We start from the raw sequence: 15,040 nt of genomic DNA, 5'->3' as shown, positions 1-15,040 counted from the left end.
GTTTCCCCTAATGATTCTATAAACACCCATGGTTGGTAAACAGGAAAACCTGGTAATTATATAACAACAACTACCAAATTTATCTGCTTGTGACTTTTTGTATCAAATTAATTGAGCGAGGACCAAGTGCAAAGAAGGTGTGATAAGAATCGGAACCGTTCCAGAAGAAGGGCTATATACTGTCCCATTCATGATTGTTACCTTGACAGCGTCAGTCAAAAATATAGACTTTTTGCGGATAAACCAGGTCAGTTACAAAAAAGAGGTTTTGGTCGTCGTACTGCTTCTTTAGTAATATCTCAATACACAGCTGTGACTATTCAAGGAGAGTGGTTGGAGGCATTTTGGTGTCCAGAGTGTCAAGAAAAAAAATGGTATTACGTGCGTCAGTCTAATAATGGTATATATGAAATTTCTCCAGCTCCTATGGATCTGTGGAAGCAAGTATCGGGTGTAATCGATCCCTACGGCAATCCGTCTGTTAGTGAATTCACTCGATTAAGTGCTAAACAGATAACCTATAGGGGTCTTAGTGCTTTCTATTCTCTCTAAAACTCACAGATTGATCCAGTTTTTTGACTGTACCACTGGATCTAAAGTCAAAACTCTGTTATCATGATTTTTCAGTTGGGGTGACTAGCTCAACGGTAGAGCATCGGACTCTTAATCCGCTGGTTCTGAGTTCGAATCTCAGGTCACCCACTGAATAAATCAGATTGCTATATATTACCTGAACTAGATCTAATATTCCGGATGTAATTCCCAAATGTGAAATCTACCATGTTAGTAAATGATGAGTTGGGTCATTATATTAGATAATGTCTCAATCAGCATTATTAAGTTAAGCAAATTTTGGAGAAAATCGGATGTTAAACTTCAAAGGTATGGTGGATGACCTGTTGACCCCTATCCAAGCTGAAGCTGCTGCTGATATCAATGGAGGCGCGGAAATGATTGATAAAACCGTTGAAGAAGGCGCGGTACTGTTCAATCGTGATAGATATTTGCAAGCGTTGGGGGTAGCTTATTTAGCACCTCCAGGAATTGGTGAAATAACCAGTAAAGAAGCCTTATTAGCACAGTACGAAGGTTGGAGAAGCTAGTCGATTAGGGTCTTCGCCTTGTTGAGTCCTGAGTTTTTCGTTCCTAACTTGATAATTAACATTCATATTGCTCTTAGTCCAATTGCTTAACCTATAGACCCTGAAACTACAAAAGTGGTTCCAGGGTCTATTTATTCAATTAAGATCAAAACAACAGTTGATAGCAAGTTCTGCATGGTCAACTAATATCTGTTTTTCTAGGGGAAAAACCTCATATTGGGGGGTTTTAGTTAATAGTTGGGCAATTCTGTTATGGGAGTTTTCTATTACCGATGGGGTTAGAGAACCATTGTGCAAACAAGAAATGAAATTTTCAGCTACTTTATAGGTTTTTTCAATGGATGAAGAGCTTATATTGCGAGAAACTAAAAATAAATCACACCCAGCATTAAAAGCGCGTGCTACTGTTTCAGGATAAACAAACATATCTGCAACCGCTTTCATATCTAAGTCATCGGAAACCACTACTCCAGAAAAATTCAATTCCTGTCTTAAAATCTGATGAAGAATAGTAGTTGATATTGTAGCTGGGAGATCCGGGTCAATTTGTGGAAACAGTATGTGCGCTGTCATCATCAGTGGTATTTGTTCCTGAATAAGAATTTCAAAAGGTATTAACTCTCGATTCTTTAAATCTTCTAAACTCAAATTCAAGATTGGTAACTCCAGATGAGAGTCTTGACTAGTATCTCCATGACCAGGAAAATGTTTAGCACAACCAAGAATACCCGATTCCTTGAGTCCACGATAGTACTCTTTAGCGTTTTCTCCAGCCAAGTCAGCAGTTTGACCAAAAGCACGTAAACCAATCACAGGGTTTTGAGGATTAGAAAAAACATCCGCCACGGGAGCAAAAGAAAGGTTGATCCCTAAAGATCTCAATTCTAATCCAGTGGCTTTTGCTACTTGATATGCTCGAGATCTAACTAAATGAGCAACGGGGAACCGCGTGATAGGTAATGGCGTTCTAATTACCTTTCCACCCTCATGGTCTAGGGCTGTAAATAGTAATTCTCGCTCAGTATATTCACGAATATCAATAAGTAGTTTTTTGAACTCTTCTAACCAAATGGGATAGGGTGTACCATCGAGAAAGTTTTTGGCGAAAAAAATCACACCAACGGGTTTTAAATCGCTTAGTACCCGTTTGTCATCATCCGTGAGAGTTGTACCGGAAACTCCGAGAATTAAATGATTACCAAATTGCTGTAGATGTTGGGACATGGATTGCTAAAAACATGGGGATGCAACGGGACTTTTTCCCCAAGCCAGGTTAAATGTAACAGAATGCAAAGTATAATGAAAACGTCAAAACAATTAAGAAATATTGAAAACAGTAGGGTTAAATGCGAGTAGTCATCGCCGGTGCTGGTCTAGCAGGACTTTCCTGCGCAAAATATCTAGTAGATGCAGGTTACATCCCCATTGTCTTGGAGCGTAGGGATGTATTGGGTGGTCTAGTAGCGGCCTGGAAAGACTCCGATGGTGACTGGTATGAAACCGGTTTACACGCCTTTTTCGGGGCATATCCCAACATGCTACAACTGCTCAAGGAATTGGGCATTGAGGACAGACTTCAGTGGAAACAACACACGCTGATTTTTAACCAACCCGATAAGCCTGGAACGCTATCACGATTTGATGTTCCTGATATTCCTTCACCTTTTAATATCATTGTCTCGATTCTACGTAACAATGATATGTTGACATGGGAACAAAAACTTCGTTTTGCTGTTGGTTTGTTGCCCGCTATAGTCCGAGGTCAAGAATATGTGGAGGAAATGGATAAATACAGCTTTGCTGAATGGTTAAAAAGACAAGGTATAGGTGAAAGAGTGGTCAGTGATGTATTTATTGCTGCCTCTAAGGCTTTGACCTTTATCAACCCAGATGAGGTTTCTTCCACAATTTTACTGACTGCCCTTAATCGGTTTTTACAGGAACGATATGGCTCCAAAATCGCCTTTTTGGACGGATCTCCCACGGAAAGGCTTTGTCAACCTATTGTGGATTATATTACTAAAAAGGGAGGTGAGGTCAGACTTAATGCTCCTTTAAAAGAGATTTTGCTCAATCCTGATGGAACCGTTGGGGGCTTTCTGTTACGCGGGTTAGATGGAAAACCTGATGAGGTCATTACAGCTGATTTTTACGTTTCCGCTATGTCCGTTGATCCTCTAAAGGTCATGTTACCAGAACCTTGGCGACAAATGGAATTTTTCCAAAAGCTGGAAGGTTTGGAAGGTGTCCCGGTAATTAATCTCCATTTATGGTTTGATCAAAAATTGACGGATATTGATCACCTACTTTTTTCTCGGTCACCATTACTTAGTGTCTATGCTGATATGAGCAACACTTGTCGTGAATATTCTAATCCTGATCGATCAATGTTGGAACTAGTTCTAGCTCCAGCCCAAGATTGGATTGATAAGTCTGACGAGGAAATAGTATCAGCGACAATGACTGAGTTACAAAAGCTCTTTCCTCACCACTTTGGAGGAGAGGAACCAGCCAAACTGCTGAAATCTCACGTGGTGAAAACCCCCCGTTCAGTTTACAAAGCAACCCCCGGTCGTCAAAAGTATCGTCCACCCCAAAAAACTCCCATCACTAATTTCTTTCTAAGTGGGAGTTACACCATGCAACGTTATTTAGGCAGCATGGAAGGGGCCGTACTTTCCGGTAAACTGACAGCCCAGGCTATCTCCCATATCCCAACGCTAAATCGACCGCCTGCAAAGAATGCTGCAACTGCCTGATTCCCCTCCGCGCATGAAAACCCTGGTCTCTGTCCATGAGTCCTATAAACTTTGTCAGGAACTTACAGCCAAGTATGCTAAAACCTTCTACTTGGGTACCCTGTTGATGAGTCCGACAAAGCGTCAATCTGTTTGGGCAATATACGCTTGGTGTCGCCGTACAGATGAACTAGTTGATGGCCCTGCGGCCACTAAAACTACTCCAGAAACTCTCGCCCAGTGGGAAACCCAGTTAGATTCTATTTTTGCTGGTTGCCCATTGGATAATTATGATGTGGCCCTGGTTGATACTCTCCAGCACTTTCCCCTGGAAATTCAACCCTTTAGGGATATGATTGCTGGACAGCGCATGGATCTCTATCGCAGTCGTTATGAAACTTTTGAGGATTTATATCTCTACTGCTATCGTGTGGCGGGTACTGTTGGTTTGATGTCAACTGCTATTATGGGTGTAGATACTAATGTTTATTCTGCTCCTTGGTATCGAGATATACAACCTTATTTGCCCGTTGAGGAAGCGATCGCATTGGGTATAGCTAATCAGTTAACCAATATTCTCAGGGATGTGGGTGAAGACGCTCGTCGTGGTAGGATCTATATACCCTTGGAAGACTTGAAAAAATTCAGCTATTCTCCAGAAGAGCTATTACAGGGCGTTTTGGATGACCGTTGGCGTTCTCTCATGCGATTCCAGATTAAACGCGCTCGAGAATTTTATACCAAGGCTGACCGTGGCATTAGCTATCTGGCCCAGGATGCTCGCTGGCCAGTTTGGGCTGCTTCTATGCTCTATGGAAAAATTCTGGATGTGATAGAGCGTAATGACTATCAGGTGTTTAACCAACGTGCTTACGTTCCTCAACTGCAAAAGATCAGTACCTTGCCTTTGGCTTGGATGCGATCGCAAGTGTTGTGACATTTACTAACAATTGGAATGGGACAAGTATGACGGTGAGAATAACTTCCTGTTAAACTGATTGCATGCCCATTCCCTAATTTGCTGGTCTAAGCTGGTTTAGTTTATTTTCTGCAGTTGTGCTACCTTGGGATCGATAATTTTTTGACCCAAACTGGTAAATTTAATTGCCAGGGATATTTTTTCATCACTGCCAAAAACATGAGTAATTACACCTTTGCCAAAAGCTTTGTGCAGTACTTGTTCACCAACACGCCAGTTGTTAGTTTCTCCAGAAGTTTCTGGCGTGATTGTTGTGGATTTAGTAGACCTAGCAGCACGGATTTTTGACTTAGTGGTTAATAGGTGCTGGGGTAGTTCTCCCAGAAATTGTGATGGTAATGCTGGTTCTCTAGAGCCATATAACCTTCTTTCTCTGGCATGGGACAGGTACAATCGCTCTTGGGTACGGGTGATTCCCACATAACATAATCTTCTTTCTTCTTCTAAAGCTTTAGGATCTTGTAGAGAACGATAACCGGGAAATAGTCCCTGCTCTAAACCAACTAAAAACACTATGGGGAACTCCAACCCCTTAGAAGCGTGCAAGGTCATCAGAGAAACCACATCCCTGGTTTCGCTTAAATCGTCTAAATCTGAACTTAATGCTGCACTTTGCAAAAATGCTTGTAAAGAAATATCACTGCCCTTGTTTTCGTCTTGGAACTGGGATACAGCATTATATAGTTCCTTAACATTACTGATTCTATTATCAGCTTCATCTGTTCCCTGGTCCATTAAATCCCGGAGGTACCCAGAATCTTCCAGAATTCCTTCCAAGACTTCTGATGCAGGAACTTGAGTAGTTTGCCATTTTTTAATCATGCTAGTAAAACTAGTTACAGATTTTGCCGCACGTCCGGTCAAGGTGTTTACAGAAGTTTCATCACTCAATATCTCCCACAGGGTAGTACCCAATTGTTGGGAAGCATTAATCAAAACGTCTATAGTAGACTTGCCGATACCTCGTCGAGGAGTATTAATGACCCTTAATAAACTTACTGTATCTGCGGGATTATTAATTGCTCTTAAATAGGCAATAACATCTTTGATTTCCTTTCGGTCATAAAACTTCATGCCTCCCACCACGGTGTAGGGGATTTGATATTTTACCAGCAGTTCCTCAAAGGGTCGAGATTGGGCATTAGTGCGATAGAGAATGGCAAAACTTCCCCAATTAATATCAGGGTTATTAGTTGTTAAATTCCGAATTTGATTGATAACAAAATCTGCTTCAGCGACTTCATCATCGGCTTTATGAAAATAAATAGACTCGCCCACATCTCGCGTAGGTTTGAGGATTTTATCAATGCGTTCGGTATTATTTTCAATCAGTTCATTAGCAGCTTGCAGAATATTTTCACAGGAGCGATAGTTTTCCTCTAGTTTCACCATAGTCCTGGTGTCATCATCATCTAAACCATCTCCAAAATCCTGTTGAAACTCCAATAGAATGGTAAAATCAGCCATCCTAAAACTATAAATTGACTGGTCTGCATCACCAACCACAAACACGGAACGATTGTCCCAATTCCATTGGTTTTTGCGACATTCACCATTCGTAACTAATAAACGTAGTAGTTCATATTGAGTCCGATTGGTGTCCTGATATTCATCTACTAAAATATGACGGAACTTGTTATGCCAATAGCCCAAAACTTGCTCATTTTGCCCAAATAGTCTAGTGGGAACTAGAATTAAGTCATCAAAATCTAAACTGTTATTGGCCGCTAATTGATCTTGATAAAGGTTATAAACTTCCCCAATTACTCGACCACGATAGTTAGGTTGTTGCTCTTCAAATTCTCGTGGTGATAAACCTTGGTTTTTAGCATTACTAATGGCATACCTAACGGATTTAGGGTCGAACTTTTTACTGTCTAGGTTAAGTTGTTTTGTGACAATTTCTTTAATTAAAGTTTGTACATCAGATTCATCAAAGATAGAAAAGTTCTTCTGCCAGTGTCGACCCTTTTCGTCTTGATATTTTTCAACATCAAACCTCAAAATCCGGGAAAATAAACTATGGAAGGTTCCACACCAGATGTTTTTAATGTAGGTACGGTAAACACTGGATATGACCTCGCTTTGTTGTTGTGCGGGCAATAAATCTAATTTCTGACCATATTGATTTATGGCAAATTGATCCGCGAATAATCTTTGGATCCGGTCTTTCATTTCCCTTGCAGCTTTATTGGTGAAAGTTACTGCTAAAATGTTTTCGGGGTGCACACGGTTTTGTAAAATTAAATTAGCAATCCTATAGGTTAGAGCGCGGGTTTTACCTGAACCTGCACCAGCAACAACTAGTAAGGGACCGCAATAATGCTCAACTGCTATGCGCTGGCTAAAGTTGAGCTGACTAGTAAAGTCATTATTTGTGTTTATATGCATATTTGTTAGTTTACTAAGAATTAAGTTTTACTAGTTAGACAAGTCTAATTTGATTGAAAACCTTGTGATTAAGTCCAGCTGCAAAAAGCAGAACTATGTTTAACCGTTACCTTTGAAATAACTATGAGTAGATCTTAATCCATTGCCTAATCAACGATATTGTTGTCATAATTATACGAATTAGCAAACCCAAATTTGAAAGTTATGGAAGTCGAAATGCAAGAACCACAATACACAGAAACCAAAACCAAGGAAACTCCTATTCCAGATCTTAGTACTCAAACGGGGACTATAACTAAACTCCAATCCCCGCCCAAATCTCAGGAACAGTGGCTTAAATACGGTCAGGAGGTTTCTAACTTTTTAGGGACGCTGCCAGAATATCTAGTTGGGTTGCTTGACAAGTATAAACAACCACTTCTTACCCTGGGATTAATCGTGACTGCTGGAGTAACTGTTAAGGTCATACTGGCTGTGCTAGATTCCTTAAATGATATTCCTTTGGTAGCTCCCACTTTTGAGCTAATTGGCATTGGCTACTCTGGTTGGTTTGTGTATCGCTATTTACTCAAAGCTTCTACCAGAGAGGAACTCACAAGTGAAATTGACACTTTAAAATCACAAGTTTTTGGGCAAGACTAACCATTAGAAAACGCATTTGAATGCTTGCTGCACAAATTGCATTAGAAGTTTTGCGGCAAAGTATTGCAAAAGCCCATATAACAGTAGCTGGGTATGTAGGAGTGGTATATGAGCTTATCATTAAGTACCACTTCTACATAATAAATGTCAAGTCCCTAAGTTTGGTCGGTTTAATATAGATTTTTAAGACCTAGGCTAAAGCACCCGTAAAATGCTAGGGATGCTATCTATGGCTTCCATGGTGTGGATTTCCTCTAAGGATTGTCTGAAATCCCCTTCTTTGACATCGTGGGTAACAACAACAATTTCTGCCATTTCCCCCTGAAAACCAGTTTGCACCACAGATTCTAAACTTACTTGGTATTTACCAAAGCAAGTCCCCAATTTACCAATGACCCCTGGGTGGTCTTTAGTCAGAAATCGAGCATAAAACCGGGTAACTAGTTGGGATATGGGGGCTATGTGACAATACTCCTTATGTCTACAGGATAAGAGTGGATTAGCTTGAGCAGTATTAGTCTTGATTGTTGCTACTAGATTTAAGATATCTGAACAAACTGCACTCCCCGTCGGACCAGCACCCGCTCCCGGACCGAAAAACATCACTTGACCTATGGGTTCCCCCTCCACTAAAATCGCATTGTAAACACCATTGATACTAGCTAGGGGGTGGGTTTGAGAAACTAGGGTAGGGTGAACTCTCACTGACAACTGGGATTTGTCATCTGTTTGATTTTTGGCAATGGCTAGCAGTTTAATCACAAATCCTAATTTGCCAGCGTAGATAATGTCTGTTTTCGTGACTTGACGAATCCCTTCACAATAAACATCTTGTAAGTTAATTCTCTCTCCAAACCCCAATGAAGCTAAAATAGCAATCTTATCCCCAGCGTCTAAACCATCAATGTCAGCAGTTGGATCCGCTTCCGCATATCCCAGTTTTTGTGCATCAGCTAGGACTTCTTCTAGTTCACTCCCTTCCGTCTGCATCCTCGTGAGAATGTAATTGGTAGTGCCATTCACAATACCAATAATACTATGAACCTTGTTAACACTTAAAGACTGCTTTAAGGTTTTAATTACGGGAATGCCACCAGCTACAGCAGCTTCAAACATAACATATACACCAGCAGCATTGGCAGCATTAAATATTTCTTCTCCAAATCGTGAAATAACAGCTTTGTTTGCTGTTACTACATGTTTACCATTTTTAATAGCCTCCAGAATAAGCGATCGCGCGGGTTCCAATCCACCCATCAGCTCAACAATGATATCTATCTGAGGGTCATTGACAATAGCTGATAAATCCCCACTGAGGATTTCTTGGGGTAAGGTCACTGGGCGTGATTTGTCTGGCGATCGCACACCTATACGACATATTTCCACTTCCTGTAACAGTGGGTGACGACCTTGCAAGTCCTGTAACAGTTGTACAGTTCCAGTTCCCACCGTACCCAATCCTAAGATTCCTAATTTTACACCCACGGATTTGGCATCCTATTATATACAAAACACACATAAAACAATTGTAGGTGGGATGGAACCCCACCTACAAACTTGCAGACAAAAATTGAGAAACAAAGTCAAGAGTAGATTAATAGGTTTCTACATGCCAACGTCCTTCTTTTTTGATTGCCTTTTGATAATCACTCCAAGTGACACCCTCTTGAGCAGCGGCTTTAGACAAAGCAGCATCAATGCCATCTTCCATACCACGCAACCCGCAAATATACGTATGAGTTTTGGGGTTCTTGATCAGTTGCCACAGTTCATTAGCGTTTTCTGCTACACGGTCTTGGATATACATCCTACCACCTTCAGGATTGTTTTGTTCCCGACTGATAGCATAGGTAAGACGGAAGTTATTGGGATATTGAGCTTGCATTTCTTCCAGTTCCTCCTTATATAAAATATTAGGAGTAGTGGGTACACCGAACAATAGCCAAGCAAATCCGTTAAACTGGTATTGTGAGTTAACAGATCTTTCTGCATCCTTGAACATCCGCCATAAATAGGCTCGCATAGGAGCAATACCCGTACCCGTTGCCAACATAATTACATTAGCATCAGTGTTATCAGGTAGCAACATTTCCTTACCTACGGGACCGGTAATTTTTACATCATCACCTGGTTTAAGGTCAGTTAGATAGGTAGAGCAAACACCATATACTGTTTCTCCAGTTTGCGGGTGTTTATATTCCAGTTGACGCACACAGAGTGATATTGTTGTGTCATCCACATTATCACCGTGACGTGTAGAAGCGATTGAATAGAGTCTGAGTTTTTCTGGCTTACCGTTTTTGTCAACACCGGGGGGGATAATACCGATACTTTGACCTTCTATATACTTGAGTTGGCTACCAGAAAGGTCAAATTTAAGATGTTGAACCTTACCTATTCCGCCTTCTTTAACTAAGGTTTCATTGGAAATACACTTGCCAATAAAGGGAGCGTTAGGACGATAAGTGTTCACGGGAACATCAGCGTGTTTAGTTTTCGCTTGGGTCATGGTGTCGCCTTTTTTATCCTTAGCTGGTGGTTTAGCAAAACCTTGAGCTTCGCTACTAGTAGCTGGTATTGTGTTCTGTTTTGTCTCAACACCTACGGGTGCTGGGTTGCTGAGATCAATCTCAGTATTGGTGAGAAGAGTTCGATTAGCACCCTGCTCTAAAACCGATACCGGGTAAATACTAACAATTTTGCCACCCAGACGTGTAATTCTTCGCATTTCTTGATTCATGCGGTTGTAAGGTACTCTGATGAATACACTGCCACTTTTGCGAATTGGGTAGTTCGTTTGGTCAGATTCCTGGTTCTGACGCAGACCCACCACTTCGTATACGAAGACACGGCTACCTGATTCCATATTGGCAGCACCCTCAACAGGACCTTGATTGTTCATTCGTTCTACCACTCCAATATTCACTAACCGTTTATCAAAAATAATTCCCATCACATTATCAGCTTTCAGTTTACCGGATTTTCGTTGCACAAAACTGACTGTCTGGGAAAACCACATCATTAACGGTTATCAGCTATTAGTTTTTTTACTGTCGCTTAATAATACATAAACTAGATAATTGTTAAATTTGCCAGTTTGTGTATTGCTGTGCTTAGTAACTAATAACTGCTAACTGACACAATGCTACAATAAGAGGTATCGGTTAAGGTGAACCAAGAAGTTAAAGAACATACCAGCGTATCTTTTAAGATAGATGATGTGTCCTTGAAAGAATGTTAGTCGTAAAGCAATTTAATTAAATCTTCTTAGTTGTTATTTTTTAGTAAATTTCGGCTATTGTATAGCTCTAGCCATCTGGCGATCCCCATGACTAAAATGTTTGCCAAGAAGTACCAGATATATGTTCAAATATGATTAGTACACTGATTTAGCAACTTTAACAGCCAATTTGATTACAAAATAGGTTTTTTTCATTTTTTTGTTTATCGCGGGGGGTGGATCAATAGTCTGATATGCTTTTTTTGTGACGGTAGTGATATTACCTCCCAGGTAAACAAACTCCTAACTGCAAAAATCTGTTGTGAGAAAAAATATTTTGTTTAGTCATTTCAATTAGTATTGAGAGGAGATTTATGACAGGTAAACCGGAAAGGGTAGTATTAATTGGAGTAGCAGGGGACTCAGGATGCGGCAAATCTACGTTTTTGCGCCGTTTGATTGACCTGTTCGGTGAAGATTTTATGACAGTGATCTGTTTAGATGACTATCACTGCTTAGACCGCAAACAACGTAAAGAAACTGGTATTACTGCCTTAGATCCTAGAGCTAATAACTTCGATCTCATGTACGAGCAAATTAAAGCTCTGAAAGAAGGCTATGCTGTTGATAAACCAATTTACAACCATGAGACCGGCATGATTGATCCGCCGGAACGAATTAAACCTAATCACATTATTGTGGTTGAAGGTTTGCATCCTTTATATGATGAAAGAGTGCGCTCCCTTTTAGATTTCAGTGTTTATTTTGATATCAGCGATGAGGTAAAAATTGCCTGGAAGATTCAGAGAGACATGGCAGAGCGTGGTCATAGATATGAAGATGTTTTAGCTCAAATTAACTCTCGCAAGCCCGACTTTGATAAGTTCATTGAGCCTCAAAGAGAATTTGCCGATGTAGTTTTACAGGTGTTGCCTACAAACTTAATCAAAAACGACACTGAGCGCAAGGTTCTGCGGGTAAGAATGCTGCAAAAAGAGGGTAAAGAGGGATTTGCACCGGTTTACCTATTTGATGAAGGTTCAACCATCCAATGGACTCCTTGTGGAAGGAAGTTAACCTGTTCCTATCCTGGCATGCAAATGTACTACGGTTCTGATGTTTATTATGGTCGCTATGTTTCTGTTTTGGAAGTAGATGGCCAGTTTGATAATTTAGATGAAGTAATCTATGTGGAAAAACATCTGAGCAATACATCCACTAAATACATTGGTGAAATGACCCACTTGTTGTTGCAGCATCGTGAATATCCTGGTTCTAATAATGGCACTGGTTTATTCCAAGTCTTAACCGGGTTAAAAATGCGCTCTGTTTACGAAATTTTGACAGCTAAGGAAGCAAAATTAGCAGTGAAAGCCTAAATTTTGCCATGTTGGTAAACTCAAAAGGGGAACATCTACCGGGTGAACCCCTTTTTCATATCTAGTAATTAATGTAATTAATAAGTAAAAGTTATGACTAATATAAACTCTAATAAGCACAAAAAGTCAAAAGCACTGAAACCTGGTAGTCGTCGTCCAGCTAAGGAACTTTGTAGCGAATGTGGACTGTGTGACACTTACTATATCCACTACGTTAAAGAAGCTTGTGCTTTTATAACTCAAAGAATAGAGGAGTTAGAAGTAAATACTCATCAGCGTTGTCGAGATCTAGATAAAGAAAATGAGCTTTACTTTGGTGTACATCAAGAGATGATGGCAGCTCGGAAACAATTACCTATCGTTGGTGCCCAATGGACAGGAATTGTGAGTACCATAGCTATAGAAATGTTAAATCGTGGTTTAGTAGAAGGGGTTGTCTGCGTGCAGAATAGCCAAGAAGATCGCTTTCAACCCATGCCCATTATTGCGCGCACTCCTGAAGCCATACTAGCTGCTAAGGTCAATAAACCTACCCTTTCACCCAATCTCTCGGTTTTAGAGGAAATTGAGCAATCAGGGATGAAAAAGCTATTGGTTATTGGAGTAGGTTGTCAAATTCAAGCCTTGCGTGCAGTAGAAAAACAACTGGGACTGGAAAAACTCTATGTTCTGGGTACACCGTGTGTGGATAATGTTACTAGAGCCGGACTGCAAAAATTTTTAGAAACTACTAGTCGTTCTCCTGGAACGGTTGTTAGTTACGAGTTTATGCAGGACTTTCGTGTACATTTTAAACATGAAGACGGGTCGGAAGAAAAAGTGCCCTTCTTCGGTTTAAAAACCAACATCCTCAAGGATATATTTGCCCCGTCCTGTATGAGTTGCTTTGATTATGTTAACTCCCTAGCAGATCTAGTGGTGGGGTATATGGGTGCACCCTATCCCTGGCAATGGATAGTTGTTAGAAATGATACAGGCAAGCAAATGTTAGATCTGGTGAAGGAACAACTAGAAATTCAACCAGTCATGTCTCAAGGTAACCGTCAACCTGCTGTACAGCAGGGAATAAAAGCCTACGATGAGGCAGTGACATTGCCGATGTGGGTAGCCCAATTAATGGGAATCGTGATAGATAGAATTGGGCCCAAAGGTTTAGAATACGGAAAGTTTTCCATAGATTCTCACTTTGCCAGAAATTATTTATACGTCAAGCGCCATCATCCTCAAAAACTAGAAGCCCACGTCCCCGAGTTTGCTAAGCGGATTGTAGCCCAGTATAATTTACCAGAAACTGACTAAAATTCTCCTACTGCTTCCATAGCTGCTTGTAGAGCTAATGAAACATGAGTCCAATGAGTACCACCTTGGCAATATACAATATAAGGCTCCCTTAACGGACCATCAGCAGATAACTCCAGAGTGCTGCCCTCAATGAAAGTTCCCCCCGCCATAACCACCTGACTTTCATAACCTGGCATAGCATCGGGAACCGGATCCAAATAGGAACCAACAGGAGAAGACTGTTGAATGGCCTTACAAAAGGCAAGGAGTTTTTTGGCCGAACCCAGTTTAACAGCTTGAATCACATCTCCCCGGGGTGCTAGGGGTGGGGGATTAACAGGATATCCTAGTTTATCAAATACGTAACCAGTAAGATATGTTCCCTTCATGGCTTCCCCCACCATTTGAGGTGCTAAAAATAATCCCTGGAATAATAACCGATTTTGATCGAAAGTTGCTCCTCCCGCACTACCAATACCAGGAGCAGTCAGTCTACAAGCTGCTGCTTCCACCAGATCAGCTTTGCCCGCTATGTAACCTCCTGCTGTAACAATTGTGCCACCGGGATTTTTGATGAGTGACCCAGCCATGAGATCCACCCCTACATGGGTGGGTTCCCTAGTATCAATAAATTCGCCGTAACAGTTATCTACAAAACAGATTGTCCGGGGGTTTTGTTGTTTAACTATCTCAACTACCCTTTTTATTTCATCAATAGAAAGACTAGAACGCCAGGAATATCCACAGGATCTTTGAATCAAGACTAACCGGGTGTTTTGCTGGATGGCAGTGCTTAATTTCTGCCAATTTATTTTTCCCTGGTCTGTTAGTTCCAGTTGGCGATATTTTATGCCAAAATCAATCAGGGAGCCTTGATTTTGCCCTCGCAAACCAATGACCTCCTCCAGTGTATCGTAGGGAGAACCAACCACTGCCAACATCTCATCCCCAGGACGGAGTACCCCATAAAGCGCACAGGCGATCGCGTGAGTACCTGACACAATCTGTACTCTCACCAAAGCTGACTCAGCTCCCATGACCTGAGCAAAGACTTGATCCAATGTATCCCTTCCTAAATCATCGTGTCCATACCCGCTCACGCCTGCGAAATGGTGTGATCCCAGATGATGATCACGAAAGGCGTTCAAGACTCTTTGAAGATTATGCTTGACCTGAGCGTCAATACCATAAAAAATTTCTAATAGTACCCGTTCTGCTGCTCGCAGCTGTTCTAAGTTGTTCATTGTTTCCTCATTCAAAAAAACATTTAAGAATATGCAGATTCTTCAATCGGGCATATTAGTCTG

The 15,040-nt window shown here is 41.0% G+C and carries 12 protein-coding genes and 1 tRNA gene; 8 read left to right on the top strand and 5 right to left on the bottom strand.

All coding sequences use genetic code 11. The features are described from left to right. Nucleotides 1-126 precede the first annotated feature (126 nt). The 3 genes from ASL19_RS07085 to ASL19_RS07075 all read left to right on the top strand — a co-directional run bounded on the left by ASL19_RS07085 (nt 127) and on the right by ASL19_RS07075 (nt 1,103). Nucleotides 127-552 carry a hypothetical protein gene (locus ASL19_RS07085; protein WP_057177783.1) on the top strand — a complete coding sequence of 142 codons (426 nt, stop codon included), beginning with the start codon at nt 127-129 and terminating at the stop codon, nt 550-552. Between the two features lie 78 nt (nt 553-630). Further along, nucleotides 631-702: transfer RNA gene (locus ASL19_RS07080), tRNA-Lys, on the top strand. Between the two features lie 164 nt (nt 703-866). Continuing rightward, a complete protein-coding gene (locus ASL19_RS07075; protein WP_006275600.1) occupies nt 867-1,103 on the top strand; it encodes a hypothetical protein in 237 nt (78 codons plus the stop codon). A gap of 135 nt (nt 1,104-1,238) precedes the next feature. Here the strand turns inward: ASL19_RS07075 and nagZ are convergent, their stop codons facing one another. Next, nucleotides 1,239-2,327 (bottom strand): beta-N-acetylhexosaminidase, encoded by a 1,089-nt coding sequence (nagZ, locus tag ASL19_RS07070; RefSeq protein ID WP_057177782.1) that lies wholly within the window; start codon nt 2,325-2,327, stop codon nt 1,239-1,241. Nucleotides 2,328-2,449: 122 nt separating this feature from the next. On the opposite strand from nagZ, the gene pds reads away from it, so the two are divergent. After that, entirely contained in the window at nt 2,450-3,862 is a 1,413-nt protein-coding gene (gene pds, locus ASL19_RS07065; protein ID WP_057177781.1) for a 15-cis-phytoene desaturase, read from the top strand. Continuing rightward, complete coding sequence (crtB, locus tag ASL19_RS07060; protein ID WP_057177780.1) at nt 3,846-4,778, top strand: 15-cis-phytoene synthase CrtB; 933 nt, start codon at nt 3,846-3,848, stop codon at nt 4,776-4,778. The genes pds and crtB overlap by 17 nt, the downstream gene beginning before the upstream one ends. Nucleotides 4,779-4,877: 99 nt before the next feature. Here crtB and pcrA read toward each other — a convergent pair whose 3' ends face one another. Continuing rightward, a complete protein-coding gene (gene pcrA / locus ASL19_RS07055) occupies nt 4,878-7,205 on the bottom strand; it encodes a DNA helicase PcrA (RefSeq protein ID WP_057177830.1) in 2,328 nt (775 codons plus the stop codon). A 210-nt stretch (nt 7,206-7,415) separates the two neighbouring features. On the opposite strand from pcrA, the gene ASL19_RS07050 reads away from it, so the two are divergent. Further along, nucleotides 7,416-7,853 (top strand): CAAD domain-containing protein, encoded by a 438-nt coding sequence (locus ASL19_RS07050; protein ID WP_006275605.1) that lies wholly within the window; start codon nt 7,416-7,418, stop codon nt 7,851-7,853. A 195-nt stretch (nt 7,854-8,048) separates the two neighbouring features. Here the strand turns inward: ASL19_RS07050 and ASL19_RS07045 are convergent, their stop codons facing one another. Both ASL19_RS07045 and petH read right to left on the bottom strand, forming a co-directional pair. Next, entirely contained in the window at nt 8,049-9,338 is a 1,290-nt protein-coding gene (locus tag ASL19_RS07045; RefSeq protein WP_006275607.1) for a homoserine dehydrogenase, read from the bottom strand. Between the two features lie 109 nt (nt 9,339-9,447). Next, nucleotides 9,448-10,755 carry a ferredoxin--NADP reductase gene (petH, locus tag ASL19_RS07040; protein WP_040007861.1) on the bottom strand — a complete coding sequence of 436 codons (1,308 nt, stop codon included), beginning with the start codon at nt 10,753-10,755 and terminating at the stop codon, nt 9,448-9,450. Nucleotides 10,756-11,447: 692 nt separating this feature from the next. On the opposite strand from petH, the gene ASL19_RS07035 reads away from it, so the two are divergent. Both ASL19_RS07035 and ASL19_RS07030 read left to right on the top strand, forming a co-directional pair. Then, complete coding sequence (locus ASL19_RS07035; protein WP_006275609.1) at nt 11,448-12,452, top strand: phosphoribulokinase; 1,005 nt, start codon at nt 11,448-11,450, stop codon at nt 12,450-12,452. 93 nt (nt 12,453-12,545) lie between these two features. Continuing rightward, nucleotides 12,546-13,751, top strand: coding sequence for a Coenzyme F420 hydrogenase/dehydrogenase, beta subunit C-terminal domain (locus ASL19_RS07030; RefSeq protein WP_057177779.1), 1,206 nt, complete (start codon nt 12,546-12,548; stop codon nt 13,749-13,751). Here ASL19_RS07030 and ASL19_RS07025 read toward each other — a convergent pair. Next, on the bottom strand, nt 13,748-14,977 hold the full coding sequence (locus ASL19_RS07025) for a methionine gamma-lyase family protein (RefSeq protein ID WP_057177778.1): 1,230 nt from the start codon (nt 14,975-14,977) through the stop codon (nt 13,748-13,750). The genes ASL19_RS07030 and ASL19_RS07025 overlap by 4 nt on opposite strands. Between the last annotated feature and the right edge of the window lie 63 nt (nt 14,978-15,040).

Origin of the sequence: Cylindrospermopsis sp. CR12, assembly GCF_001432185.1 — a bacterium.
Taxonomy (GTDB): Bacteria; Cyanobacteriota; Cyanobacteriia; order Cyanobacteriales; family Nostocaceae; genus Raphidiopsis; species Raphidiopsis raciborskii.
Note: the sequence above shows the minus strand (reverse complement) of the source record. Positions and strands in the feature narration are given on the sequence as shown.

What these genes read in the sequence shown, in the direction of transcription:
- ASL19_RS07030 (WP_057177779.1), top strand. Translation starts at nt 12,546, where the DNA reads ATGACTAATATAAACTCTAATAAGCACAAAAAGTCAAAAGCACTGAAA.
- ASL19_RS07025 (WP_057177778.1), bottom strand. Translation starts at nt 14,977, where the DNA reads ATGAACAACTTAGAACAGCTGCGAGCAGCAGAACGGGTACTATTAGAA.
- pds (WP_057177781.1), top strand. Translation starts at nt 2,450, where the DNA reads ATGCGAGTAGTCATCGCCGGTGCTGGTCTAGCAGGACTTTCCTGCGCA.
- ASL19_RS07035 (WP_006275609.1), top strand. Translation starts at nt 11,448, where the DNA reads ATGACAGGTAAACCGGAAAGGGTAGTATTAATTGGAGTAGCAGGGGAC.
- ASL19_RS07050 (WP_006275605.1), top strand. Translation starts at nt 7,416, where the DNA reads ATGGAAGTCGAAATGCAAGAACCACAATACACAGAAACCAAAACCAAG.
- nagZ (WP_057177782.1), bottom strand. Translation starts at nt 2,327, where the DNA reads ATGTCCCAACATCTACAGCAATTTGGTAATCATTTAATTCTCGGAGTT.
- petH (WP_040007861.1), bottom strand. Translation starts at nt 10,755, where the DNA reads ATGAACAATCAAGGTCCTGTTGAGGGTGCTGCCAATATGGAATCAGGT.
- ASL19_RS07075 (WP_006275600.1), top strand. Translation starts at nt 867, where the DNA reads ATGTTAAACTTCAAAGGTATGGTGGATGACCTGTTGACCCCTATCCAA.
- crtB (WP_057177780.1), top strand. Translation starts at nt 3,846, where the DNA reads ATGCTGCAACTGCCTGATTCCCCTCCGCGCATGAAAACCCTGGTCTCT.